This is a genomic window from Psychrosphaera sp. (genome assembly GCF_982872775.1).
Map to the genome: position 1 here is coordinate 1 of NZ_CEYNSH010000020.1, position 25,329 is coordinate 25,329.

The following is a 25,329-nucleotide window of genomic DNA, read 5'->3' on the forward strand; positions in this document are numbered from 1 at the left end:
TTAGCTTGGGCTCTTACAAAACAGTTCTATTTGACGATTCGCAAGACTGCGCTGTTCGGCGACATCCTCTTTGGTCAATACTTTAGGGTTTCCTTTGTCATCCAAAACTCGTACGTTTTTAAACGACTCTAGTACCTTAATGTTGTGCTTGGCTTTACTACAGTATTGCTCGGCTTGAGAGTTAAGCTCTTCCACTGCATCACTGCCACCGCCAACATTGATCCCCAAGTTTTCACCTTCAACGGTGTCATTCCCTGCTTTTCTGGCCGTTGTGCGAACGCGGTCGCCTTCTACTTCAAGCTCGACATAGTCGCTGTTTTTAGGTCGGTATTCGCTGAATGTGACCACACCATTGTCATCTATCCAGCGATAAACTTTGATTTTTTGGATTTTGGCAATGGCAATGTCTGAAAGAAATACCAAACACAACCCTGTTAAAATGGTTAAAAACCTCATGCCGTCCTCTTTTTGTCTTTCTTTTTTCTATGATATGGTACTTTTATATCCTTATTTGACTAGAAAATAAAAGAAAATTTAATGTCTCAGCAAAATTCTTCACAAAGTACCTCGTCCGAGAAGTTTTATTTACTTCCAAACCTGCTGACAACAGCGGGTTTGTTTTCAGGTTTTTATGCCATTATCTCTGCGACGAATGGTCATTTTGAAGCATCAGCAATTGCTATTTTTATTGCGATGATATTCGACGGTTTAGACGGTCGTGTTGCTCGGCTGACTAATACTCAGAGTGCGTTTGGCGCCGAATATGACAGCATGGCCGATATCGTGTCCTTTGGTATCGCACCAGCCCTACTTGCCTATAATTTTGCACTACAAGACCTCGGAAAGCTGGGTTGGTTATCGGCCTTCATTTATGTAGCATGTGCCGCATTGCGCCTTGCCAGATTTAACACTCAGACTGGCGATGGGCCCAAAAACTATTTTCAAGGACTTGCCTCCCCTGCCGCCGCCGCAATTATTGCGAGTGGAATTTGGGTTGCCACAGAGTTTTCTTTAGCGGGTGATATCCTCAAATATTCGATAGCGATAACAACTGTTCTGATGGGCCTATTAATGGTCAGCAACTTTAGATACAGCGCTTTCAAAGAAATTGACTGGCGAAATACCAATACATTTTTAGGGCTATTAGTTATCGTCCTTGCCTTTGTTCTGGTGGCAGCAAGGCCTGCTGAGGTGTTATTTATCGTCTTTATCGTCTATGGCCTAAGTGGTCCTATAATCGGAATCAAGTCGATGAAAATTGAAGACATAGTAGAACGAAACAAAGACGCCGATTTCGATGATGTTGACTCAGCTCCCAATGATGATGCTGACTTTGCACCATCATCAAAACAAACACCGGACTCTAAAGAAAAATAAACTCTCCTTTTTCAATTATTTGCTTTTCCTTAACTCGCAAAGCCGTTCTATAAAATTGTTACAAATATTACGGCTTACATTTGTGTTGCACTATTGGCGCAAAACCACTTGTTATAATATGCTATAGAATCAACAAACCGCTACTAACTATTAGCTAAGTATGACAAACGTGGGAACAACTCAATGGATTTAGTTAACTTTCAAGTGGGTGCCAAGACAATTTCCCTACCCATTTTAGACATATTATTAACCGAGCAGTTTAATAATGACTTAACCGAAGTTCCAAATAACAACCCAAATTTCATCGGCGTTCGAGAGTTCATGGGAACACCTGTACCTATTTTTGATTTAGGTATGATCCTCAATCACAACTCGACTAATACTCAAAACAAGGCGGTAATTAGTAAACTCAATGAACTAAAACAACAAAGCCAAAGTTGGTTAAATGCCCTAAGTTATGAACAAGGTGCGACCATCAATCTTACGCATGCTGGGGCAACCCATGAGCACGTTAATTTTGCAAAATGGTTGAGCGACTTTGAATCAGACGACGAAGATTTGTCGACGTTGTTAAATCGCGTCAAAGATACTCTTTTCCAAACTTACGATGAGTTTGCGAATGCGAGCTGCGATAAGTGGACAAAAAATAAGAGTACCGTGATAAATAGACTTGAACGACTTTTTGACTCTGCAATAGAACAAGTAGAAGTTGGCTACAAACCCATTATCGTGTTTACAACGGTCGATGGTCGAAATCCGCACGTTGGGCTATTAGTCGACAAAGTAAAAGATAATATCCATGTGGATGAAAGCGATATCAAATCACTAGACACGGTAACGGCAACAGGATTTGACTTGGACCAAGAAACCAAATCCATGCTCAAAGGGTTAATTCAAGTGGACAACAAACACAGTCTGATCATTGAGACCAAGTCATTGTTTAGCCAGCAATTACAGGAACAAATTGCTTAAGTTTTCCGAAACATAAGGCAGAGAAAAATACAGGCATACGCCAGCAGCCAAACCGGCGGCGATATCATCTATCATGATGCCTAAGCCGCCATGCACATGTTTGTCCAAATAACTGATTGGCCAAGGTTTCACAATATCGAAAAAGCGAAATAATACAAAGCCGAGAATCACAGCTGTCCAGCTAAATGGCACAAAACAAAGAGTGATAAACATCCCCGCAAATTCATCCCATACAATTGCTTTATGATCATGGACACCTATATCGGCCGCGGCTTTACCGCAAATATAAGAGCCTACTACACAAACCAAAATGGTAAATGCCAGAAACGCCACATACGGGCTATAAACAAACATCAAATAGAATGGAATGGCAGCAATCGTACCAAAAGTGCCCGGTGCTACCGGAGCTAACCCACTACCAAAACCAGTCGCGAGTAAATGGACTGGATTGCACAAATTGAAACGACTCGCTGGTACAGCAGATTGGCTCATAAATTATTCCGAGAAGTGCTGGAAGCCTTGATTTCGATCTAAGTCGTAAGGCTCACCATGTTTGGTTAGACAAATAGTTGGCGTGCCATTGGCATTCCCTTTCATTTGACCAATGCAGGTGTAGTTAATTCCCATTGCCGTTGCATTGAGCTCTAAGTAACCTTTTTGCTCTTCAGGAACCGTAAAGAGTAATTCATAATCTTCACCGCCCATCAATGCCAGCTCTAGTGCTTTGTCTTCACCTAATGCTTCAAGAACAACCGGTGAAACCGGAACCGTTTCTACGTTGATATGTGCAGATACATTAGAAGCTTTAATGATATGCCCTAAATCTTGAATAAGACCATCACTTATGTCCAAGGCAGACGTAGCAGCATGTCTTAAAACGTGCCCTGCAGCAATGCGTGCGGCGGGATAATCAAAACGCTGCTGGACTGACTTGAGTACATCTGAGCTGATGTCTTGCTTACCGAGCTTTGCCTCTACGGCTAGCGCAGAGTCACCAAGCTGGCCAGTTACATATATCCAGTCACCGGCTTTCGCACCACTACGAAGCAAAGCCTTACCCTCAGCGACAAACCCTTTTAGGCTCACACTCACCGCCAGTGGACCTTGCGTCGTATCACCACCTATGATTTGGACATTGTAATACTCGGCAATTTCAAATAAGCCTTCGGTGAATTCTTTTACCCACTCTTCATCGACAGACGGTAAAGTCAATGCAACAGAGGCCCATGCTGGTTCTGCGCCCATTGCCGCAAAATCACTCAAATTAACCGCTAAACAGCGGTGGCCTATGGAGCGAGGGCTTGCGTCTTTGAAAAAGTGTGTATTTTCGACCATGGTATCTGTCGCAACGACGAGCAGCATATCTTGCGGCATCTTTGTCAATGCGGCGTCGTCACCGACGCCTAGCACAACATCCTTTCGTTGCGGACCACGGTCAGTAAAGTAAGTTTGAATAAGCTCAAACTCTTTCATAACCAATTCCTTTAGAAGTATCTAAGGCTACTGAAGTGGAATGCGTAAGTCTTTACAAGCGCGATCAAGAACACCGTTTACAAAGCGATGACTGTCATCTGCACCAAACTTTTTAGCAAGTTCGATACCTTCGTTGATTGCAACTTTATAAGGTACGTCTAAGCGGAACTTTAACTCAAAAGCTGACAAGCGCATGATGGCTTTTTCGATTTGGTCAACTTCTTCATATGGACGCTCTGTATAAGGCATCAATGCAGTATCAAGCTCTTTGTAGTGCGCGGCTACACCACGGATTGCTTCTTTGAAGAATTCAACGTCAATTTTGTTAACGTCATTATCAAGTAAAAATTGTTGTTCAATATCGCTAACGTGGTTTTGGCTAATTTGCCAAGAGTAGATAGCTTGAACGGCCAGGCCACGGGCCTTTCTTCTTGCTGCAGGTTTCATTTTAAACGCCTTAAATCTGTGCTAACACATTAACCATTTCAAGCGCACCAAGAGCAGCTTCACCGCCTTTGTTGCCGGCTTTTGTGCCAGAGCGCTCGATAGCTTGTTCGATGCTATCAGTTGTGATCACACCAAACGAAACTGGGATGTCAGTCTCTAGAGATACTTGTGCTAGACCTTTGTTACACTCACCTGCAACAAAATCAAAGTGAGGCGTGCCACCACGGATTACCGCACCTATGGCAATGATTGCATCAACGTCACCACGCTTTGCGATTTTTTTCGCTGCAAGTGGTAATTCGTACGCACCAGGCACATAAACAATGGTGATATCGTCTTGATTAACTTCACCGTGTCTTTCAAGAGCATCGACTGCGCCTTCTAAAAGGCTGTCCACTACAAAGTGATTAAAACGAGATACAACTATTGCGAATTTTTTTCCTGTCGCACGAAAATTGCCTTCGATGACGTTCATTCGTAAACCTTATTTCTATTCTTTAAAAAATTTTGCGCGATAATACCACAACATTCGAAATGTTGTTAGCAGTTCGCGCAGTACACTTATTCACTTACGTATTCGACAACTTCTAAACCGAAGCCCGATAGTGCGTGATACTTCTTAGGTGAACTCAGTAGGCGCATTTTGTGTACACCTAACTGAGCCAAAATTTGTGAGCCTACACCAACATTTCTCGATGTACCTGACCACTTCGCCGGAGGTAAATTATCACCCGAATCTTCCGCCTCAAATCGCTTAACAAGATTAACCAATTCATTGGTCGACTCTTGCTTGCCAAGTAAAACAAAAACACCACCCTCTTTCGCGACTTTCTCAAGCGCATCATCAATCGCAAAGCTGCGACTTACAGAACGGTCAGATAATAATAAATCACTAAATGTATTTTGTAGATGTACGCGAACTAATGGCGCCTCTTGCTCTTCAAGGTTGCCTTTCACCATTGCAAAGTGAAGCTGTTCATCAATTGTGTCTTTGAACGTAACTAATTCGAATTCACCAAATTTAGTCGGGATCTTACATTTTGCAATGCGTTCAACCGTTGTTTCATTTAAATTGCGGTATTCGATTAGATCTGCAATCGTGCCAATTTTTAAGTCGTGCTTTTCTGCAAAAACTTCTAAATCAGGACGGCGAGCCATTGTTCCATCTTCGTTCAAAATTTCGACAATAACACCTGCGTCCGTTCTGCCTGCCAAACGGGCTAAATCAACCGCAGCTTCAGTGTGACCAGCTCGAGTCAATACACCGCCTTGCTTAGCAATTAATGGAAAAATGTGACCCGGTTGAACAATATCAGCTGGTTTTGCATTTGGTGCAACCGCTGCCTGGATTGTTCTAGCGCGGTCTGCTGCGCTAATACCAGTAGTAACGCCTTCAGCTGCTTCGATTGAAACGGTAAAGTTAGTAGCAAACTGCGCATTGTTATTGTCGACCATTAGGCCAAGGTTTAAAGAGCGTGCGCGCTCTTCCGTCATTGGTAAGCATACCAATCCACGAGCGTGAGTGACCATGAAATTAATGTGCTCAGGCGTCAACATATCCGCCGCCATGATCAGATCACCTTCATTTTCTCGATCTTCATCATCCATAAGAATGACCATCTTACCGTGACGAATATCTTCAATAATTTCTTCTGGTGTATTTAATTTCATATAGGTACCAATTTATCGGTGGGATTATTTTTTTAGATAGCCAGCACGTGCTAACAATGACATATCGACGCCAGAGGAGCTCGATTGCTGACCTACAAAATTCTCTACGTATCGGGCTATTATATCAACTTCGAGGTTAACTGCATCACCCGAACGTATATTTGCAAGGGTGGTTTGTGCAAATGTATGTGGGACTATCGTCAACTTTATTTGACCATCTGTCACGTCATTGACCGTCAAGCTTATTCCATCGACGGTGACTGAGCCCTTTTTAACGAAATAGCGTTGTAACTCTTTAGGTATAGACAACCAAATGTCTTTGGCTCGGCCGTTATCATATACATTTTGTATGTAGCTGACGGTATCAACGTGACCGCTGACCATGTGACCACCAAAACGGGTAGTCGGTAACATGGCTTTTTCTAAGTTTACTGCTTGTCCGGGCCCATAAAATTTGAACCCTGTGTTATTAATCGTTTCTAGCGACACATCGGCTTTAAAACTATTATCGGTAAAAGATACAACCGTTAAACATACGCCGTTTGTAGCGATACTGTCGCCAAGGTTCACATCCGAGAAATCAAGCGTGGAGGTCGACACTTCAACTTGAATGTCATCGCCCATTTTATTAATAGCAGAGATATGACCTGTGGCTTCTATAATTCCTGTAAACACGTTTAACCTTTCTCGTTGAGTATTTATGATTGAAGTCTGAGTAAATCAGAGTGTATAAGTCAGCCTGATATCATCGCCTACGTGGCGGCTATCAGTTAACGTCAGCGTTTTCGCGTCTGCCATAGAACTTAAAGGGCCTATCGGTAACACTTCTTGCGCATGCTTTCCTAATATTTTAGGTGCAAAATACATAATCAGCTCGTCCGTCAATTGGGCTTCCATTAACGAAGCAGCCAATTTCCCTCCAGCTTCAACCCAAAGGGTATTGAATTGCTGTTGTTGGCATAACGTCATCACTTCTTTTAAGTCAAAGCCACTTTCTGCGTCATAACATACTTGAGCTGTGACTATTTGCTCACTTATATGTTCGGCGAATGGCTCACTTTGACTTGAATTAGCATGAACCAAGATAACTTTAGCACCAGTTTGAAACAACTTAAGTGAGTCAACTTGTTCTGGCTTGATTCTCGCTTTGCCATCTAATACAACCACTACAGGTTGTCTTATATGAGTGTTAGTTTCATCTAAAGGGTATTCAAAATTTAGCTGTTCTGAGCGCACATTCATACTTGCATCATCGGCAAGTATTGTCCTAGCTGTTGTCAAAATTGCGCAAGATTTGGCACGAAAAGACTGCACGTCAGCTCTGGCAGCTGGGCCAGTAATCCACTTACTTTGACCATTTTGTAGTGCGGTTTTTCCATCTAATGACGCTGCGAGCTTTACTTGAACAAAAGGCCTTTGTTTTTCCATTCTAGAAAAGAAGCCTGGATTGAGCGCTCTACATTCTTGTTCTAATGCACTACGGTCAACGACAATACCCGCTTCCTCCAACATTTTTATGCCATTGCCCGCGACTTGTGGGTTGGTATCAAGCATACCGACGACGACTCTTGATACTTTAGCCTCAATTAACCTTAACGCGCATGGTGGCGTACGACCAAAGTGGCTACACGGTTCTAATGTCACGTAAGCCGTGGCTCCGGTTGTCTGTTCAAGTGTTAGAGGCGCTAACGCATTGACTTCAGCATGACCTGTGCCAGCCTTTTTATGCCAACCTTGACCAATCACTTGATGGTCTTTAACAATAACACAACCTACGTTTGGGTTAGGTGTCGTGGTGTATTGGCCTTTTTTGGCAAGTACAATAGCTTGAGCCATGTACTCATTGTCTTGAATTGGGTTCATTAGGTGTTTTTTATTTTGTTATTCAAACAGTTTGGACTGACGGCTTTTTAATTCTTTTTTATTATCCGCTTGTTGACCAATCTTAGCGATTTCTTCACCAAACTCACGGATATCTTCAAAAGAGCGGTATACGGATGCAAATCGGACATAGGCCACTTTATCTAATAAAACTAGCCCATCCATTATCAAGTTGCCTATAAATTCTGAGGTAATTTCGCGCTCACCCGTATTTCGAATTTCTTTTTTGATAGTTAAAATGAGTTGATCAACTTGTTCGGTGCTGACAGGACGTTTTTCAATCGCTCTGAGAATTCCGGCACTCATTTTATCTTCGTTAAAAGGTTCACGCTTTTTGTCGCGTTTAACGACTTTAGGCATGACAAGTTCGGCACCTTCAAAGGTAGTAAAGCGTTCATTGCATAGATTACACTCTCTGCGTCGACGCACCTGTGAGCCCCCTCCTACTAGTCGAGAGTCGATGACTTTAGTTTCTGTGGCCGAACAAAAGGGGCAATGCATATCGATTTCCTGTATGTACAAAAAAGCCGTGATTAAACACGGCTTTTCAGTTTACCACAGGTTTTGTGGGAATAAATAGCTTACGCGTAAACTGGGAAGCGTTCGCACAACGCGATTACTTGTTCTTTTACTCGTGCTAGGTTTTCTTCGCTGTTGATGTCGTCTAAAACGTCACAGATAAGGTTTGATAACTCTTCCATTTCAGCTTCTTTCATACCGCGACGAGTTACCGCAGGCGTACCTAAACGCAAACCAGAAGTAACAAACGGAGAACGAGGGTCATTAGGTACAGAGTTTTTGTTAACAGTGATAAACGCTTTGCCTAATGCTGCATCTGCGTCTTTACCTGTGATGTCTTTGTCAATCAGGTCGACTAAGAATAAATGGTTGTCTGTGCCGTCAGATACAATCTTGTATCCGCGCTCTTGAAGAACTGAACACATTTTCTTAGCATTTTTAACAACTTGTTGTTGGTATGCTTTAAACTCAGGCTGAAGTGCTTCTTTAAACGCAACGGCTTTAGCAGCAATAACGTGACACAAAGGACCGCCTTGACCACCAGGGAAAACTGCGCTGTTTAACTTTTTGTATAAGTCTTCGTCTTTAGCACCTGAAATGATAAGACCGCCACGTGGGCCAGCTAACGTTTTGTGAGTCGTTGTTGAAATTACGTGTGCATAAGGTACAGGAGAAGGATATTCACCCGCAGCAATTAAACCAGCAACGTGTGCCATATCAACAAATAGGTAAGCACCTACTTTGTCTGCAATTTCACGGAACTTAGCCCAGTCAACGATACCTGAATAAGCAGAGAAACCCGCGATGATCATTTTAGGCTTGTGCTCAACGGCCAATTCTTCTACTTGTTTGTAGTCGATTTCGCCTGTTGCTTCATCTAAGCCATACTGAATTGCATTGTATGTCTTACCAGAGAAGTTTACGTGAGAACCGTGAGTTAAGTGACCACCGTGTGCTAGGCTCATGCCTAATACAGTGTCACCCGCGTTTAATAACGCTTGGAAAACCGCTGAGTTAGCTTGCGAACCTGAATGTGGTTGAACGTTTGCATAGTCAGTACCGAAAAGCTCGTTTGCACGATCGATAGCTAGTTGCTCAGTAACGTCAACATACTCACAACCACCGTAGTAACGCTTACCTGGGTAGCCTTCTGCATATTTGTTTGTTAACTGTGAGCCTTGCGCTTGCATAACTCGTGGGCTGGCGTAATTCTCAGACGCAATCAATTCAATGTGTTGTTCTTGACGGCGAGTTTCTTTTTCAATTGACGCCCATAGTTCAGGGTCGAAATCTGCGATATTCATATCACGAGTTAACATAAGTGCACCTCAGTACTGATTAATACAAACGAATGAGTCGCTTATAATACGCACTTATTGCCTAAAAGCCCACCTCTTAACAATGAGATTTTTTAACTAATTTCGATTACTTTTATAAAGGCTAAATGATTAACTCAGCAAGCTTTTCATTTCTGATACTAGAGATTTGAGCTTGTCCTGTAGTGTCATCAAAACATCGTTGTTCTGGTCATGGTTTAGCAAAGTTTCTTCCATTAACTTGGTAAAATACTCTTCTTGTTCAATGGTAAGATCAAGTTGATGAAAACTGAGGCCAATCTGCATGATGATGTCATCCATTAGCTTTTGCCGATCTTTCCTAACGCTCTCAATATCAACAGACAACTGAGAAATAACGCTAGACAGCTCAGAGTTAAGAACGTGTAGTTCTTGCTCTCGTAAATAACCAATATAACGGGCTTCTAGGGCTTCGATAATAACGGCAATTATGTCGATAAAAATACTGTATTGGTCACTTTCATCTGCCGGAGGATTCATTACTAAAACAGAGCAATGAGTATCAGAAACTAATAAGCGCCCACCTAGCTTTTTGATTCGTTGTTTATTATGAGCTAACTCGAAGACTTCTCTTACAATTGGCGAACACACTTTGGATTTTTGATCAAAGCATAGTGATTCAGATTCTTTAGTGAAATAAATCGCCGCATGCAAGCCTTGAGAGCCAAGAAAACCAAACACCACGTCTGCAATCTCTTCTTCAGAGTTGCAATGGTTGAGCTGTTTTACCATTTGCAAAGACTGACCATAACTCGAGGCTTGTGACATGGTTGTCGTCACTAAGTCGGTTAGTTCCGCACTTTTGCTCTGTAAGCTATCAATGAGGGTGTCGTATTTTAATAAAGCTTCGACTTTACCAACAACTTGGACAGGAGAAATTGGCTTGGCAATAAAGTCGTCCGCACCATTTTCAAAACAACTTATTATGTTGTCTTGGCCGTCATCTGCTGAAACAAAAATAATCAACGGCGCCTGATCACCATAATCGGCCTTAATGATGCGACACACTTCTCGACCATCAATATCGCCTAAGTTCACATCAAGCAAAATTAGGTCTGGCTGTTGGGTCGTACAAAAAGATAGCGTCTCCTGACCAGAAAACGCAGATTCGACATTAAACTTTTGAGCTAATGCATTTACCAATAATTGGTTTATACCTTTATCGTCGTCGGCAACCAATATTGTTTTCTTTTGTTGCATTCGCATTTTACCTCTAAAAATATGTAGGCCTCTAAAAATGGTAGACTCGAATTTTAATTCTGCAAACTATTAAATACTTGTAGGTTTTTTAGGGCCGATGTAGACATTATTCAGCCTACTAAACTACAATAGCGGACAAATTAGAACAACTTAAAAAAATGATAGGCAGAGAAAAAATGGCTCAATTTATCTACACCATGTCTCGTGTGAGCAAGGTGGTTCCACCAAAGAAAACTATCTTAAAAGATATTTCTTTAAGCTTTTTCCCTGGTGCCAAAATTGGTGTGTTAGGTTTAAATGGTGCGGGTAAATCTACCCTTCTTCGCATTATGGCTGGCCTCGACACTGAAATTGAGGGTGAAGCACGCCCAATGCCTGGTATTAACATTGGTTACTTACCACAGGAACCAGTCTTAGATGAGTCAAAAACCGTCCGTGAAGTCGTTGAAGAAGCCGTCGCCGATGTAAAAAATGCCCTTACTCGTCTTGACGAAGTTTATGCCGAGTACGCGATGGACGGTGCCGATTTTGATGCGTTAGCGAAAGAACAAGGCGAATTAGAAGCCATAATCCAAGCAAAAGACGGTCACAACCTAGACAACCAACTCGAAGTCGCCGCAGATGCATTACGTTTGCCAGCATGGGATGCCAAAATCGAACATTTATCCGGTGGTGAGAGACGCCGTGTGGCGATTTGCCGACTGTTACTTGATAAGCCAGACATGTTATTGCTTGACGAACCTACTAACCACTTAGATGCAGAGTCTGTTGCATGGTTAGAGCGTTTCTTACACGAATACGAAGGAACAGTCGTTGCCATTACCCACGACCGTTACTTCTTAGATAACGTTGCTGGATGGATTTTGGAACTTGACCGCGGTGAAGGTATTCCGTGGGAAGGTAACTACTCAAGCTGGTTAGAACAAAAAGAAGCCCGCTTGGCACAAGAAGAACGTGCAGAAAAATCTCGTCAAAAATCAATTCAGCAAGAATTAGAATGGGTTCGTCAAAACCCGAAAGGACGTCAGTCTAAGTCAAAAGCGCGTATGGCTCGTTTTGAAGAAATGCAAAACCAAGAGTTCCAAAAGCGTAATGAAACTAACGAGCTATACATTCCACCTGGTCCTCGTTTGGGTGACAAAGTCGTTGAAGTTGAAAATATTACTAAAGGCTTCGGTGACCGTGTATTAATTGATGACTTGAGCTTTACCATTCCTAAAGGTGGCATTGTGGGCATCATTGGTCCAAACGGTGCAGGTAAGTCAACGTTATTTAAGTTACTAAGTGGTGAAGAAAAGCCAGACTCAGGCTCGATTACGGTTGGCGAAACAGTAAGCTTATCTTCTGTTGATCAGTTCCGTGACAGCATGGATGACTCCAAAACCGTCTATGAAGAAATCTCTGAAGGGTCAGACATTATTCAAGTTGGTAACTATGAGGTTCAATCACGTGCGTACGTGAGTCGATTTAACTTCAAAGGTTCTAATCAGCAAAAGCGTATAGGCGAACTGTCTGGTGGTGAGCGCAACCGTGTTCACTTAGCAAAACTCTTAAAAGCCGGTGGCAACGTTTTACTTCTCGATGAGCCGACCAATGACCTTGACGTTGAGACACTACGTGCTCTTGAGAATGCTTTATTGGCATTCCCAGGAAGTGCAATGGTTATCTCGCACGACCGCTGGTTCTTGGATAGAATCGCGACGCACATTTTAGATTATCGCGACGAAGGTAAAATTGAATTCTTCGAAGGTAACTACACTGAGTACGAGAGCTGGCTAAAACAGACTTATGGTGCTGATGCAGCCGAGCCTCATCGCATTAAATACAAGCGACTTAAATAACCTAGCTTGAATGACAATATAAACGCCGCTGCCTTTTGCGGCGTTTTTTATTTTAGAGCTAATGATTTGTTATTATTAAAAATGTCAAACACCTACAATTTAAACTTGTATATTTTGTAATCGACCAATGTCATGCTATTACTATATTAATGGGTTTTCATCTCGTAAAAGAGCAGTTGTATTTTTTTACTGTAGTTAGGAATATCATGGACAATAAACGTCATTACACACGAGTATTATTTTCAACTCCTGCAACATTATCAATTGGTCAACAATCCTTTGATACTAGTATTTTAGATTTGTCTTTAAAAGGCGCTCTAATATCCACACCTGATTCATTGGGGGACTGTGTTGGTAAAACGATCTCGTTAGATTTTCTACTTCAAGGCTCTGATGTTCATATAGATATGGTGGGTGAAGTTGCGCATTGTGAGCCACACAGTATCGGAATTAAGTGGCAAAAAATTGATATTGAAAGCATGACCCATTTACGCCGACTTATTGAGTTAAACTCTGGAAATGCAGAACTGCTCGAGCGCCAATTAGAACATCTGACGCTCGAAGAATAGCTTAAAGGTGTTCTAAAGCTTCGCTTAGTCGAGTAATACCAATCACTTTCATCCCATTAATTGCCTCTTTTGGCATATTTGCTTTGGGTACAATGGCCTTTTTAAAACCATGTTTAGCCGCTTCTTTGAGGCGTTCTTGGCCACTTGGAACTGGACGTATTTCGCCAGCAAGACCAACCTCTCCAAACACCACAAGCTCGCGCTCTAATGGCTGATCTCTAAAGCTAGATACCATCGCCAACAATAAGGCCAAATCAACACTGGTCTCAGTAACCTTTACACCGCCAACCACGTTAACAAAAACGTCCTGATCGCCAAGCATCAAGCCACCATGCCTATGCAAAACGGCCAACAACATAGCTAAGCGGTTTTGCTCTAGTCCTACTGCGACACGTCTTGGGTTACCCAATTGAGATGCATCCACCAGCGCCTGTATTTCCACTAATAATGGTCGTGTACCTTCCCACAAAACCGTAACAGAACTCCCTGCTGAGTCGCCATCGGCTCTATTAAGGAATATCGCTGAAGGATTACTCACCTCTTTTAATCCTTTGTCGGTCATGGCAAATACACCAAGTTCGTTTACCGCGCCGAAACGGTTTTTGTGACCACGCATGGTTCGATAACGACCATCTGCATCGCCATCCAACATTACACTCGCATCAATACAGTGTTCTAGTACTTTTGGCCCAGCCAACGTACCATCTTTGGTTACGTGACCAACCATTAACACGGCAATATTATTTTGTTTTGCAAAGCGCGTTAAGAACGCAGCGCCCTCACGAACTTGCGAAACGCTACCAGGTGCAGAGGTAATATCAGCCACATGCATTACCTGGATTGAATCTACGACAATGATTTGTGGTTTTAAGTTTTCAGCATGGGTACATATCGCTTCAACACTCGTTTCAGCTAATACGTTTAGTTTATTTGTCGGCAACCCCAGTCGATGGGCGCGCATCGCAACTTGTTGTAAGCTTTCCTCACCGGTGACATATAACGTCGTCATATGCTCAGACAAGTAACACATGGTTTGCAATAACAGCGTACTTTTACCAGCACCAGGACTACCACCAATCAAAATGGCAGACCCAGGTACAACACCACCGCCAAGTACCCTATCAAACTCTGTATAACCACTGCTAAAACGCGGTAGCTCCTGCAAATCAATTTTGTCTAGAGTCTGGACTTTGTTTTCAACTCGGCCTGCATACCCCTCATAGCGAGATGCGCTTTTTGTTGATTTAGGTGCTAATTTTATTTCTGTAATGGTGTTCCACTCGCGGCATTCACTACATTGACCTTGCCAACGAGGAAACTCAGCACCACAATCATTACATACATAAGCTGTTTTACTTTTTGCCATTACACCTTCTTTAGTACCAAACCGTGGCACATTAGTTGCTTAATTTGATGACGAGTCTCTATTATTGTTCATCGTACTCGCTGAGAAGTGTTTGATTATAAATGAGCAATTGCATGCTTTTAAGTATTTATTTTAGTAAGAGGGATAACCCCCGTATATGTCTACTGAACTTCAGGAATTCAATTCATTAATTGAAGAACTAAAATCAGTTGTGAATCAACCCAATTTTGACAAAGTGTTTAAAGCAAAGGCCGCAGATGTACCTAAAGCCAAACAATTTTTGATCAAAATGGAGTTAAAACGATTGGCCCAACCTAGCAGCCGTTTATTGGATTTGCGTGGCCATGTCGTCGGCGATCCCGAACCATACGAATACAATGACAAAACTCATTACCTAGACGAAATTGGCCGTCAAATATTTGAAGCTCAAACCGAAAAGTTTGGTCAATATACAGTCGGTGTATATGAAGCGGTAATGAACGCGGAAAATAATCACCGCGTACTTCACAAAAAAGAACAACAAGAGCGCATTGAAGCACAGCAACAAAAAGACAAACCATCTGCAGTGGCATCTTCCGCGCCTGAGGGCCCAAGTAAAGCATACTTAGGCAAGACCGTCGAATTTACTCACTACGGCATCCGCAATGAAGAGCGAATGAACTTTAGTATTTCTGTTGAAATACAGTTCGGTTTGGGCAACGTGTTAAAAGCGGTAAGTAGTGACCTATCCGTGGGTGGGATAAAAATTAAAATCCCTAAAAGTAAACCAGCTTCTGTCGGTCAAAAAATTGCAATTTATCTAACTGGCTTAGAACAAGAGTTCGAACTGGGATTAAAAGACGGCATTCAATACGAAATTGTGGGTGTGGACGAGATTAATGAAACACACAAATACATCCGCGCCAAACGAACCTTCAAAGAGGATATTGCAGCCTTTGATGAGTTTTTAAACAACTTTATTAATGGTAACAAGCGTCGTTATAAAGTGAACTTCGACAACACGCTTGAGGCTGTAACGGTAAAGGGATATGAACAATACTATTTACCTCGTGTCACTTCACTGCCCGTATTTTTGCGACACATAAAAGAGCGCTTTTTGCCGACTTTAGCGCTGGCTACAGAAAACAACCGCAGTGTGTTGGGACACTTCAGCGATGAAAATAAAAACCTTGTTTTTCAACAAATCCTTAGCCAAAAACGAATCGCTCGCCTAGCTAAACAGCCAGGCCCAATTAAGCAAACCTTACTGTACTCGTTTACTCATGCGAAAGCAGGCAAACTATATTTTTACAGCGCCACGTCTGAAGAGTTAAATAGTCACCCTGAGCTTAGAACATTATTTTTAGGTTTTGGCAGTCGTAAGGACAGCTGGAACGTTTTTAAGCTGCAATTAGCACAGGCAAGCTCGGAAGATTCTTATTTGCCTTTGTCTATTCCTGATAGTGCTAGTAAAGAAATCAAAAAACTAAACCGTCCACCATCACCAAAGGTTCAGGGGTTACTTAAAAACCTGACCTACATCGTGACGTTTACGCCTTTAAAAAACACAAAATCGACTGAAAACTATCAATCATGTTATCAGTACGACCGCGCTCAGCTTCAGCTTCTAAAAAAATTCAGTCACCCAAAACTAAAGCAATACATCAACATTGGCGTTGAAACCATTGATTACGTTAACCTTAGAAGTGAAGACAGATATCTCTATAAAACAAATGTTTTGATAAATTTGCCTGAGGATGAAGGGCAAATAAAAGCCACGAGTCGAGACATTTCAACGTATGGGTTACAAGTCGTCACCGAACAAGAAGCCCCGTATAAAAAGGGCGACATTATCGTTTTGGGTTTACCTGACTTTCAAAAAGTGACGCAAAAGTACAAACTCGACAAACTTGCTTATGAAGTAATGGCGATATCACTTGATAAAACCGTTATGAATTTGAAAGTTTACGATCCTCGGGGTGGCCATCAAGGACGCAAGTTTTTCTACAAGCTTATACGCCAAAACATCAATAAGCTGACGCCAACTAAAATTGAAAGTAAATATCCTGGCCTTTCGAAGGCGTTGCGAAATATTTTTGCAAAACACAGTAAAAATATGGCGATGTATATCAACAAGGATCACGGAAAATATGATGTCAGTATGGTGGGCAAAGGTCCTCAAGCCAACCTACTACATCACCTCATGTCAAAATTTGGCAATGACAAAGACGCTATCAATTTATACCCTTTGGTTAAAGACCACGCTGTCACAAATGTCTATGCCGACATCATAAACAAAATGGAACGAACTCACCGGCCTCACGAGTTGGACTTATACATTCGTTTTCGACCTAACCAAGATACCGTCGAAAAAAGCTTTGTTTGCTATTTTGGCGATCAATTTTTAGCCCAAGATATGTTGGAAAGCTTTGTTGAGGCAGCCAGTTCTAAAGATGTCTTTTTGGCATTTAGGCTTTATTTATCCAAGACCGGTCGACCTGACATGAAATTTGTTAGCAGTGAGATAAAATACATCCATCATTATGCGATGCACAAAGCAAAAGAGGTAGAAACTGAATTGTGGAGTGTCATCGGTGTGGTCGATATGGTCGATATTTCAGAAGAGGTCATGTTGCAGCTAGGGATATCACCTGAACGCATTGCGAAACAAGAAACTTTAAAGCTCAAGTTACTCAATGAGACTCGAAATTAACATTGGCTTATCAGCGTTATAATACGTAAAGGCCTGAATCCGATACAAAATCGAAGTCAGGCCTTTATTACCGCCAGAAATGAGCCCGCTTTATTGGGGCACTGCACTTTACGGCTTTTTTCCTGCAAATTTATTTAGTTTTTATAAATTAGAACTTAACTGTCGTTGATAATGACACTCGGCGACCTGCGGCTTGATAACCAACGGCAGAAGGCTGTTGTTCATCAAAAGCATCTTTGACGCCTAAACTAACAGCGATATCTTCGTCTAATTGATAATGGCCATTTAAGTCGAACTGTGTATATTGTTTAAGTGTCGTAACCGAGCCATCCCATGACTTTTGCTCGCGTTTACCGACATGACTTACTTTTACTGTACTAGACACGCTATCAGTGATCTGAGCGTTAAGAATATAGTTCGCTCGAGTTTTAGCGCGTAATGTTAGTGTCTCATCTGTCACATCATTTTTGGGGTCAATCAAGGTAAGATTCAGGTTGTGATTCAGACTCCCAAATTGCCCTTGAACACCTAACTCTAAGCCTTTAATCGTGACTGAATTTACATTTTGAGGCTGATAAATAAAACTCGCATCAGGAAGCCACTCTATTAAGTTGTCCACTTTATTTTGAAAGACACTCGCTGCTAACTTCACTTTTTCAAAGTGATAATATGCCGACAACTCGATGTTACGTGAGCGTTCCGACTCTAAGTCAGCGTTTCCTTTTGAAAACGCATCTTCTGGCCAATATAAATCATTAAATGTCGGCGTCTTAAAGCCTGTGCCTAAGTTCAGGGTTACACCCGACTCAGTCGTATTATATCCAAGCGCTAAATTGTAGGTCAGTTCAGCGTCGACATCCTCTACATCATCGTATCGCAAAGCACCTTCAAATAACCAATTTGCTGACTGGTAATTCGATTGAGCGTATGCAGCGGTAATAGAACGGTCGTTCTGAGTAAAGGTCTGCAATCCAGACACCTGCTCCTTTGTTAGGTCAAAACCAGCAAATAGAGAAAGGTTTTTAGTGGCTGTGTATAAGTTTGTCGCGGATACAGTATTTCGTTCCGTTTTAATTTGACTCCCTTCAACGACCTGATGAGTGTTGCTCTCTACAAAATAGGTACTCGCATCATCAACCAGTCTAGATAAATCAACTGTTATTACGTTTTTCTTTAGCCGATAGTCGATGCCAAAAGCCAATTGTTGATTATTGTGTTTGGCCTGATCAGCGCCGCCAAATAACGAGTCGTATTCACTATGACCACGATCAAAATTGGCTAACCAATTGACTGATAACTCATCGCTTAACGATTGTGAACCATTAATTGCAAAAGAATTATAGCGATAACCATCTTCTTCATTTTGGCTATCACCTAACACATCAAAACCGTCACTTTGTTCGTGGTCAATCAAAATGCTTGAATGGCCATCACCGTGCTCTATGCCAGTAGACAAACTGACTTGCTTGCGATTAAAACTGCCTAATTCAGCGTTAAGCACTGTGCTTTCAACATCTGACCTTGTAATTACATTAACCACACCACCAATGGCTTCAGAGCCCCACACAGCAGCTCTAGGCCCTTTAACAATCTCTATCCGATCAATGTTCGAAACCGATAGTTTTTGAAATTCAGCTAGCCCTAAGGTTGCAGAAGTCAGCTTGACCCCATTTAATAAAAACAGCGTGTGGCTTGCATTATTTCCACGTAAGAACAAGGACGCCGCTTGGCCACGGCCCCCCGTTTGAGATAAGTCAAACCCAGCAACAGTAGTGAGCACCTCACCTAGCGAAGTTGCATTTAACGCAGCTATATCACTGGCATCAATGACCGTTTGATTTGCTAAGGACTGAGATAATGGAGACTGATACCGATTGGCAGTGACCGTTATTACTTCCAATGAATCTTGCTGTTCCAGTAAAGACGCTGAGTTATCAGAAGCAGAGGCGATTGAGATTGGTGCAAATACAGATGCACTGAGACCCGCAGTCACCAAGACCGCGATAGTGTTATTTTTCATTTATTTTCCTTTGGTGCCCGCCGCACCTTTTGGCTTCGATAGAAGCGATTGGACTTAAAGAAAATGGCAGTTCCGGACTTAATTCACCGTTGCGGGGGCAGTGTTGGATTCACACCAACTTCCTGGACACTTTCTTTGCGATTTATTCTAGCAAATGCGAATTAAACAATTGCAGGACTCTTATACCCTAATTAGTTTATTTGCTCTACTTAGTCTTTATAACTTTTTGTATTTGTTCGCACATTTTTTGAATTTCAGAAGGCAATCTAGGTCCCCATCGAAACAATGCGTCACTATTAGGCTGAATGACAGCTTGGCTTTTAACAGCCGGTATCATGGTTAGTTGAGACCAATCTTTGGTTTCGGTCGGGTTTGATAGGGAAACGGGTTGAATAATGACGTCTGGTTTAGCGACCAACACTTTTTCTAGAGAGACTTGTGGGTATGTATTACCAGCGTTTTCAAAAATATTTGTCAGGCCACAATACTTCATCGCTTGACCTATTATCGTTTTTCCACCGGCAGAGGTTAGAGGTGCAGGCCAAATTTCAACAAAACCAACGCGTTTGGACTTGGACAAAGTGACTTTTGTTGTTTCTAGCGCCTGGTGCTGCTCTTGTAATTTACTGACAAGTCGTTGAGCTTGCCCAGCTTTTCCGACCAGAACACCGAGGTTTTTAATTTGATTTATAAGCTCATTTATCGAATTTGCAGAAAAAGTATGGATGTGAAAGCCCAACGACTTTAATTTTTGAATATCACGGTCAGAGGTCCCTCCTTCCCAAACGATAATTAAGTCGGGTTGAGATTGAACCACAGCTTCCAATTGAATCCCTAGGTAATTAGCTACCGTGGGTATGGTTTTGGCAGCATCAGGAAAATCTGTATGTTCGCTAACCCCCACGATCTGCTCGCCGACTCCAAGCTCGAAGAGTATTTCCACGATGTTTGGTGCTAACGCAATAATGCGCTGATTTGTATCATTAGCCGTATTTGCGTGGGTGGACAAAGTGGGAGACTCTGCAAATGATGGTGATATTCCCCCACCTATTAACAAACACACACTGAGCGCTAAATATGTTTTTATAAAAGCAACAGCTGATGTTCGAATATGTTTTGTTAATCTTATTAACTGAATACGCATTTTGATCATTTAGGGTGACGACTTTTTAGAATAAGTAAGAAAAATACACTGCCCAATGCCGACGTAATGACGCCTAAAGGCATTTCTTGGTTCTCGAGTGAAACTCGCGCAATCAAATCGACGATAACCAAAAAACCGCCGCCCAATAAGAAACACGCAGGGATTAGGCTCTTAGTTGCACCGCCGACAAAACGGCGAGCAATGTGGGGAATCATCAGGCCAACAAAGCCAATACCACCGCAAAACGCGACAATAACGGCAGTCATTAACGCAGTAAAGATCAGTAATAAAAATCGAACCTGCCGGACATCCACACCGAGTGACATGGCTTGTTCGTCTCCTAATAACATAGCATCAACTCGTTCACGCATAAGTAATACGATGGTAATGACAATTGCTATAACACAACCAACAGCCATTACCGTGCTCAATGAAGCAGTTGCAACACTGCCCATCAGCCAAAAAATAATGCGATTTGCAGCGAGTGGGTCGGCGATATAAAGAACAAAGTGCATCAGGGCCGCTAACATGAAGGAAACTGCAACACCTGCCAAAATAAGATGTTCGGGTTTATGTAACGCATTTTTTATGATCACCTGAACCACTAAAGTAACGGCAAGCAGCGCCCCTAACATAGCGCCAATCGCTCGTCCGTACTCCCCCCACTCAATTCCAAGGGCAACGATAAGCACAGCTCCTAAGCCAGCCCCCGAAACAATTCCAAATAAATACGGGTCGGCTAGTTGATTGTTCGTACTGTTTTGTAATAACGCTCCAGCGACAGCCAAGCCACCTCCCGCTACCATAGCCATTAATACACGTGGTAATCGCAATTCCCAAAAAATGAGCCCTTGTGATGAGTTTTTACATTCATTAAACAAACACGCTACTGTGTCAGCCATTGTAAAATTAACCGCGCCAAAGGCGACCCCGATAAAAATCGCCACCATCAATATCAATATGGCCGTACTCATAAAACCTAGTTTTCGGGACGTGTTTGTTCCTACCAACTTTGTTTGTTTCAAGGTTTTTTGTTTCATGGATGAGGGGTCTCCAGCAGCTGATAGGACAATACCTTAGCTTTAGGTTTCACATCCACACGGTCTTGAGTACTCAACCCATTAGGCATGTCAGAGGCGCTGTCAGACTCTGACATCGTAAACGTCGTAGCTGACACACCAAAAGCTTTGGCAATATTGTCTTTGCTTAAGACCAATTCGGGCTCGCCAGCAGCCAGTACTTTCCCTTGGTGCAAGATAATAAGGTGTTCACAAAAACTCAGGGCTAAGTTTAAGTCATGTAAGGTTAAGATTGTCGCCTGAGTCCGCTTTTTTAGTTCTTCCAAAATACTGAGCTGGTGTTTAATGTCTAAATGATTGATTGGCTCATCGAGTAATAGCACCTCGGCATTTTGGACGAATGCCTGCGCCAAATAGCCTCTTTGCTGTTCGCCACCGGACAGTGAATCAAATGACTGAAAACGTTTGTCCCAAAGCTCAAACTTGCGCAGCGCTTTTTCAACTAAATGATTTTCTTTTTGGGTACTCGAAAACGAAAAAAACTTACTGTAAGGCAAACGGCCAGATTTGACGACATCAATAACTGGAAGTTCGAAAACAAGTGGATTGTGCTGAGAAACAAAAGCAATTTTTTGAGCGCGTTGCTGGAGTGATAAATTCGCGACATTTTCATTATCACATAACACTTGGCCACTTGTCGGGCTGACTCTTCCTTGAAGGTGTTTCAAGAGACTCGTTTTTCCTGCGCCATTAGGCCCAACAATACCCACTAATTTGTCTCTTGGAATAGTTAAGTTGACGTCAGTGAGAATATCGTAACCGTTTATTTGATACGTCAAATTGGTGCACTGAAAAATGGGATGCTTGCTTTTTGGCACTATGACCATCACTCAAAAGTTCTGTTATCTTGGTATTAACCCACGACCACCTTTAAATTTCAACTTTTGCGCTTTTAATTGTATAAAAAACGAGGAGACAGGCTCCTCGTTTTACTATTTTAATTTGTGCACTTAGACTAATTAGTCCGAATGACAAAATTACCTTCGATAACATCCATCGTCACTTTGTCTTTTGGTTTAATTTCACCTGACAGAAGTGATTGTGCCAACGTGTTTTCAACGTGTTGTTGAATCGCACGTTTGAGAGGTCGAGCCCCAAATACCGGGTCAAAGCCAGCTTCTGCTATTTGTGCCATCGCCGCTTCAGATAGCTCAAGCTCAACATCTTGTTCTGCTAAACGGCGCTCCAAACCATTTAACTGAATCTTAGCAATGTGTTGAATCTCTTCATGGTCCAGAGGGTGGAATACCACCGTATCATCAATACGGTTGATAAACTCCGGTCTAAAGTGCTGCCCTACTACTTCCATCACCATTGACTTCATTGACTCGTAACTGTTTTCCTCTTTGGCATAACTGGATTGAATTAAGTCGGAACCTAAATTCGATGTCATGATGATGACCGAGTTTCTGAAGTCGACAGTACGACCTTGGCCGTCCGTCAATCGACCTTCGTCCAATACCTGCAATAAAATATTGAAAACATCTGGATGTGCTTTTTCGACTTCATCTAACAGAATCACCGAATAAGGCTTACGACGAACCGCTTCCGTTAAATATCCGCCTTCTTCATAACCAACATAACCTGGAGGTGCACCAATTAATCGAGCAACAGAATGTTTCTCCATAAACTCAGACATATCGATTCGAACCATGTTGTCTTCTGAGTCAAAGAGAAAATGCGCCAGCGCTTTGGTTAACTCTGTTTTACCAACCCCTGTTGGACCTAAAAACAAAAATGAGCCGTTGGGTCTATTTGGATCCGATAGCCCAGCACGAGAACGACGAATCGCGTTGGCGACCGCATCTACCGCTTCGCTTTGCCCAACCACACGTGTATGCAGTTGTTTTTCCATTTGTAGCAACTTATCTCGTTCACTTTCCAACATCTTGTTGACGGGAATGCCTGTCCAGCGAGACAGCACTTCAGCAATTTCAGACTCGGTTACTTTGTTTCGCAATAATTCCATATCCTGCATTTCTGCTTGAGATGCCAAATCGAGCTGTTTTTCTAACTCTGGAATACGGCCATATTGCAATTCAGACATACGCTGCAAGTCGCTTGCTCGGCGTGCGACATCTAAGTCGAGTCTCGCTTGCTCTAGTTGTTCTTTAATCGTTTGGGTGCCTGACAATGCTGCTTTCTCAGAGTTCCAAACCTCTTCAAGCTCATTGTACTTTTTGTCCATTTCATTGATTTGGTCACGAATCAACATCTGACGGTTTTTACTCGCTTCGTCGGTTTCATTGATCAGTGCATTATCTTCAAGCTTGAGCTGAATGATCTTACGCTCTAGTTTCTCGAGTTCCTCTGGTTTGGAATCGATTTGCATGCGAATACTGGATGCAGCCTCATCGATCAGATCGATGGCTTTATCTGGCAATTGTCTATCACTGATATAGCGGTTCGACAAACTCGCCGCAGCAACAATGGCTGGATCTGTAATATCAACAGAGTGATGGATTTCGTAGCGCTCTTTTAAGCCACGTAATATTGCAATCGTGTCTTCCACATTTGGTTCATCAACCTGTACTTTTTGGAATCGGCGTTCAAGAGCAGCGTCTTTTTCTATGTACTGACGGTATTCATCTAGTGTCGTTGCGCCAACACAATGCAACTCACCTCGAGCCAAAGCTGGCTTCAGCATGTTACCCGCGTCCATCGCACCATCTGTTTTGCCGGCTCCAACCATAGTGTGGATTTCATCGATGAAGAGGATCACCTGCCCCTCTTCTTTGGCCAGCTCATTAAGCACCGATTTTAAGCGCTCTTCGAACTCACCACGATATTTAGCACCCGCAACTAACGCACCTAAGTCAAGTGACAGTACGCGTTTGCTTTTTAAACCTTCTGGCACTTCACCATTAATAATGCGTTGCGCCAACCCTTCTACAATGGCGGTTTTACCAACACCAGGTTCACCAATTAAAACCGGATTATTTTTGGTGCGGCGCTGCAGAACTTGCACCGTACGACGAATTTCTTCATCTCGGCCAATGACCGGGTCTAGCTTACCTTGCTCGGCACGCTCGGTTAAATCGACCGTGTACTTCTCAAGCGCTTGACGGGTCTCTTCCGCGTTTTGGCTTTCAACCTTTTGACCACCACGAAGGTTTTCAATGGCCGCTTCGACCTTAGCTTCTGTCAAACCAATGAGTTTGAGAATTTGACCTACCGGCCCTTTGTCTTCAATCAAAGCAAGTAAAAACACTTCACTACTGATGAATTTGTCTTTGCGCTTTTGAGCAATTTTGTCACAGACATTCAGAGACGCCGCTGTAGCGCGAGACAATTGCACATCACCAGCAATCCCCGTAACAGTTGGTACTTTTTCAAGTTCACGAGAGACTTTCGAGCGCAACTCAGAAACATTGATACTCGCGTGATTTAAAATGGCAATAATCGAGCTATTCTCTTGATTAATCAGAGAGTGGAGTATGTGGATTGGCTCGATATATTGGTTATCTCGCCCTACTGCTAACGATTGCGCGTCAGCGATAGCTTGCTGAAACTTATTGGTTAATCTGTCTAAACGCATCGCTTACCTCGATAAGTAATTTAGTTACCTTTTAAATTAGGTCTAGAGGCAGCCTTTTCAATATTAAAATCAGCAAAATATTAATTTATTTTTACTAACCTATTAAGAAATATCACCTTTTAACCAAATCAAGCTGGCCATCCTGCCACAGACGCCATCCCTTCGGTATGAATAATAGTGCAGTT

Annotated in this window: 23 protein-coding genes and 1 riboswitch; of the genes, 5 read left to right on the top strand and 18 right to left on the bottom strand. The window is 42.4% G+C overall.

What is annotated here, in order from left to right:
* A complete protein-coding gene (locus AC4E96_RS07625; RefSeq protein ID WP_490255395.1) occupies positions 1-456 on the bottom strand; it encodes a DUF4124 domain-containing protein in 456 nt (151 codons plus the stop codon).
* A gap of 81 nt (positions 457-537) precedes the next feature.
* Between AC4E96_RS07625 and pssA the strand changes: the two genes are divergently transcribed.
* Positions 538-1,377 carry a CDP-diacylglycerol--serine O-phosphatidyltransferase gene (gene pssA, locus AC4E96_RS07630; RefSeq protein WP_490255396.1) on the top strand — a complete coding sequence of 280 codons (840 nt, stop codon included), beginning with the start codon at positions 538-540 and terminating at the stop codon, positions 1,375-1,377.
* Between the two features lie 183 nt (positions 1,378-1,560).
* Positions 1,561-2,349, top strand: a complete 789-nt coding sequence (locus AC4E96_RS07635; RefSeq protein WP_490255397.1) for a chemotaxis protein CheW — start codon at positions 1,561-1,563, stop codon at positions 2,347-2,349.
* Here AC4E96_RS07635 and AC4E96_RS07640 read toward each other — a convergent pair.
* The 10 genes from AC4E96_RS07640 to AC4E96_RS07685 all read right to left on the bottom strand — a co-directional run bounded on the left by AC4E96_RS07640 (position 2,329) and on the right by AC4E96_RS07685 (position 10,895).
* Complete coding sequence (locus AC4E96_RS07640; RefSeq protein WP_490255398.1) at positions 2,329-2,841, bottom strand: phosphatidylglycerophosphatase A family protein; 513 nt, start codon at positions 2,839-2,841, stop codon at positions 2,329-2,331. The two genes, AC4E96_RS07635 and AC4E96_RS07640, sit on opposite strands and share 21 nt — an antisense overlap.
* A gap of 3 nt (positions 2,842-2,844) precedes the next feature.
* A complete protein-coding gene (thiL, locus tag AC4E96_RS07645; RefSeq protein WP_488033597.1) occupies positions 2,845-3,822 on the bottom strand; it encodes a thiamine-phosphate kinase in 978 nt (325 codons plus the stop codon).
* Positions 3,823-3,849: 27 nt separating this feature from the next.
* Positions 3,850-4,269 carry a transcription antitermination factor NusB gene (gene nusB / locus AC4E96_RS07650; RefSeq protein ID WP_488033596.1) on the bottom strand — a complete coding sequence of 140 codons (420 nt, stop codon included), beginning with the start codon at positions 4,267-4,269 and terminating at the stop codon, positions 3,850-3,852.
* A gap of 10 nt (positions 4,270-4,279) precedes the next feature.
* Positions 4,280-4,744 (bottom strand): 6,7-dimethyl-8-ribityllumazine synthase, encoded by a 465-nt coding sequence (ribH, locus tag AC4E96_RS07655; RefSeq protein WP_488033595.1) that lies wholly within the window; start codon positions 4,742-4,744, stop codon positions 4,280-4,282.
* An 86-nt stretch (positions 4,745-4,830) separates the two neighbouring features.
* Positions 4,831-5,940, bottom strand: a complete 1,110-nt coding sequence (gene ribBA / locus AC4E96_RS07660) for a bifunctional 3,4-dihydroxy-2-butanone-4-phosphate synthase/GTP cyclohydrolase II (RefSeq protein WP_490255399.1) — start codon at positions 5,938-5,940, stop codon at positions 4,831-4,833.
* A 24-nt stretch (positions 5,941-5,964) separates the two neighbouring features.
* A complete protein-coding gene (locus AC4E96_RS07665) occupies positions 5,965-6,615 on the bottom strand; it encodes a riboflavin synthase (RefSeq protein WP_488033593.1) in 651 nt (216 codons plus the stop codon).
* Positions 6,616-6,660: 45 nt separating this feature from the next.
* Entirely contained in the window at positions 6,661-7,803 is a 1,143-nt protein-coding gene (gene ribD, locus AC4E96_RS07670) for a bifunctional diaminohydroxyphosphoribosylaminopyrimidine deaminase/5-amino-6-(5-phosphoribosylamino)uracil reductase RibD (protein WP_490255400.1), read from the bottom strand.
* A gap of 18 nt (positions 7,804-7,821) precedes the next feature.
* Positions 7,822-8,322, bottom strand: coding sequence for a transcriptional regulator NrdR (gene nrdR, locus AC4E96_RS07675; protein ID WP_488033591.1), 501 nt, complete (start codon positions 8,320-8,322; stop codon positions 7,822-7,824).
* Positions 8,323-8,402: 80 nt separating this feature from the next.
* Positions 8,403-9,659 (bottom strand): serine hydroxymethyltransferase, encoded by a 1,257-nt coding sequence (glyA, locus tag AC4E96_RS07680; RefSeq protein WP_488033590.1) that lies wholly within the window; start codon positions 9,657-9,659, stop codon positions 8,403-8,405.
* Between the two features lie 129 nt (positions 9,660-9,788).
* Entirely contained in the window at positions 9,789-10,895 is a 1,107-nt protein-coding gene (locus AC4E96_RS07685) for a response regulator transcription factor (protein WP_490255401.1), read from the bottom strand.
* 176 nt (positions 10,896-11,071) lie between these two features.
* Here AC4E96_RS07685 and ettA point away from each other — a divergent pair, with 176 nt between their 5' ends.
* Positions 11,072-12,736, top strand: a complete 1,665-nt coding sequence (gene ettA / locus AC4E96_RS07690) for an energy-dependent translational throttle protein EttA (RefSeq protein WP_488033588.1) — start codon at positions 11,072-11,074, stop codon at positions 12,734-12,736.
* A gap of 206 nt (positions 12,737-12,942) precedes the next feature.
* On the top strand, positions 12,943-13,305 hold the full coding sequence (locus AC4E96_RS07695; protein ID WP_488033587.1) for a PilZ domain-containing protein: 363 nt from the start codon (positions 12,943-12,945) through the stop codon (positions 13,303-13,305).
* 1 nt (position 13,306) lies between these two features.
* Here the strand turns inward: AC4E96_RS07695 and radA are convergent, their stop codons facing one another.
* Positions 13,307-14,671: a DNA repair protein RadA gene (gene radA, locus AC4E96_RS07700; protein ID WP_488033586.1), complete on the bottom strand. Its 1,365-nt coding sequence runs from the start codon at positions 14,669-14,671 to the stop codon at positions 13,307-13,309.
* A 157-nt stretch (positions 14,672-14,828) separates the two neighbouring features.
* Between radA and AC4E96_RS07705 the strand changes: the two genes are divergently transcribed.
* Positions 14,829-17,363: a PilZ domain-containing protein gene (locus tag AC4E96_RS07705; protein WP_490255402.1), complete on the top strand. Its 2,535-nt coding sequence runs from the start codon at positions 14,829-14,831 to the stop codon at positions 17,361-17,363.
* Positions 17,364-17,511: 148 nt separating this feature from the next.
* Here the strand turns inward: AC4E96_RS07705 and AC4E96_RS07710 are convergent, their stop codons facing one another.
* The 6 genes from AC4E96_RS07710 to AC4E96_RS07735 all read right to left on the bottom strand — a co-directional run bounded on the left by AC4E96_RS07710 (position 17,512) and on the right by AC4E96_RS07735 (position 25,327).
* Positions 17,512-19,383 carry a TonB-dependent receptor domain-containing protein gene (locus AC4E96_RS07710; protein ID WP_490255403.1) on the bottom strand — a complete coding sequence of 624 codons (1,872 nt, stop codon included), beginning with the start codon at positions 19,381-19,383 and terminating at the stop codon, positions 17,512-17,514.
* Positions 19,384-19,430: 47 nt separating this feature from the next.
* Positions 19,431-19,530: riboswitch (cobalamin riboswitch) on the bottom strand.
* 58 nt (positions 19,531-19,588) lie between these two features.
* A complete protein-coding gene (locus tag AC4E96_RS07715) occupies positions 19,589-20,392 on the bottom strand; it encodes a helical backbone metal receptor (RefSeq protein WP_490255404.1) in 804 nt (267 codons plus the stop codon).
* 140 nt (positions 20,393-20,532) lie between these two features.
* Positions 20,533-21,567 (bottom strand): FecCD family ABC transporter permease, encoded by a 1,035-nt coding sequence (locus tag AC4E96_RS07720; protein ID WP_490255405.1) that lies wholly within the window; start codon positions 21,565-21,567, stop codon positions 20,533-20,535.
* Positions 21,564-22,385, bottom strand: a complete 822-nt coding sequence (locus AC4E96_RS07725) for an ABC transporter ATP-binding protein (RefSeq protein WP_490255406.1) — start codon at positions 22,383-22,385, stop codon at positions 21,564-21,566. Before AC4E96_RS07725 ends, AC4E96_RS07720 begins: the two co-directional genes overlap by 4 nt.
* A 176-nt stretch (positions 22,386-22,561) precedes the next feature.
* Positions 22,562-25,144: an ATP-dependent chaperone ClpB gene (clpB, locus tag AC4E96_RS07730; protein WP_490255407.1), complete on the bottom strand. Its 2,583-nt coding sequence runs from the start codon at positions 25,142-25,144 to the stop codon at positions 22,562-22,564.
* 102 nt (positions 25,145-25,246) lie between these two features.
* A complete protein-coding gene (locus tag AC4E96_RS07735) occupies positions 25,247-25,327 on the bottom strand; it encodes a laccase domain-containing protein (protein WP_490255427.1) in 81 nt (26 codons plus the stop codon).
* Positions 25,328-25,329: the final 2 nt, after the last annotated feature.

Bases quoted from the DNA above. Each gene is read 5' to 3' on its own strand.
- AC4E96_RS07695 (WP_488033587.1), top strand. From the start codon at position 12,943: ATGGACAATAAACGTCATTACACACGAGTATTATTTTCAACTCCTGCA.
- clpB (WP_490255407.1), bottom strand. From the start codon at position 25,144: ATGCGTTTAGACAGATTAACCAATAAGTTTCAGCAAGCTATCGCTGAC.
- glyA (WP_488033590.1), bottom strand. From the start codon at position 9,659: ATGTTAACTCGTGATATGAATATCGCAGATTTCGACCCTGAACTATGG.
- nrdR (WP_488033591.1), bottom strand. From the start codon at position 8,322: ATGCATTGCCCCTTTTGTTCGGCCACAGAAACTAAAGTCATCGACTCT.
- pssA (WP_490255396.1), top strand. From the start codon at position 538: ATGTCTCAGCAAAATTCTTCACAAAGTACCTCGTCCGAGAAGTTTTAT.
- AC4E96_RS07625 (WP_490255395.1), bottom strand. From the start codon at position 456: ATGAGGTTTTTAACCATTTTAACAGGGTTGTGTTTGGTATTTCTTTCA.
- ribBA (WP_490255399.1), bottom strand. From the start codon at position 5,940: ATGAAATTAAATACACCAGAAGAAATTATTGAAGATATTCGTCACGGT.
- nusB (WP_488033596.1), bottom strand. From the start codon at position 4,269: ATGAAACCTGCAGCAAGAAGAAAGGCCCGTGGCCTGGCCGTTCAAGCT.
- AC4E96_RS07635 (WP_490255397.1), top strand. From the start codon at position 1,561: ATGGATTTAGTTAACTTTCAAGTGGGTGCCAAGACAATTTCCCTACCC.
- AC4E96_RS07685 (WP_490255401.1), bottom strand. From the start codon at position 10,895: ATGCAACAAAAGAAAACAATATTGGTTGCCGACGACGATAAAGGTATA.
- AC4E96_RS07705 (WP_490255402.1), top strand. From the start codon at position 14,829: ATGTCTACTGAACTTCAGGAATTCAATTCATTAATTGAAGAACTAAAA.
- ribD (WP_490255400.1), bottom strand. From the start codon at position 7,803: ATGAACCCAATTCAAGACAATGAGTACATGGCTCAAGCTATTGTACTT.
- AC4E96_RS07720 (WP_490255405.1), bottom strand. From the start codon at position 21,567: ATGAAACAAAAAACCTTGAAACAAACAAAGTTGGTAGGAACAAACACG.
- ribH (WP_488033595.1), bottom strand. From the start codon at position 4,744: ATGAACGTCATCGAAGGCAATTTTCGTGCGACAGGAAAAAAATTCGCA.
- radA (WP_488033586.1), bottom strand. From the start codon at position 14,671: ATGGCAAAAAGTAAAACAGCTTATGTATGTAATGATTGTGGTGCTGAG.
- thiL (WP_488033597.1), bottom strand. From the start codon at position 3,822: ATGAAAGAGTTTGAGCTTATTCAAACTTACTTTACTGACCGTGGTCCG.
- AC4E96_RS07710 (WP_490255403.1), bottom strand. From the start codon at position 19,383: ATGAAAAATAACACTATCGCGGTCTTGGTGACTGCGGGTCTCAGTGCA.
- AC4E96_RS07640 (WP_490255398.1), bottom strand. From the start codon at position 2,841: ATGAGCCAATCTGCTGTACCAGCGAGTCGTTTCAATTTGTGCAATCCA.
- ettA (WP_488033588.1), top strand. From the start codon at position 11,072: ATGGCTCAATTTATCTACACCATGTCTCGTGTGAGCAAGGTGGTTCCA.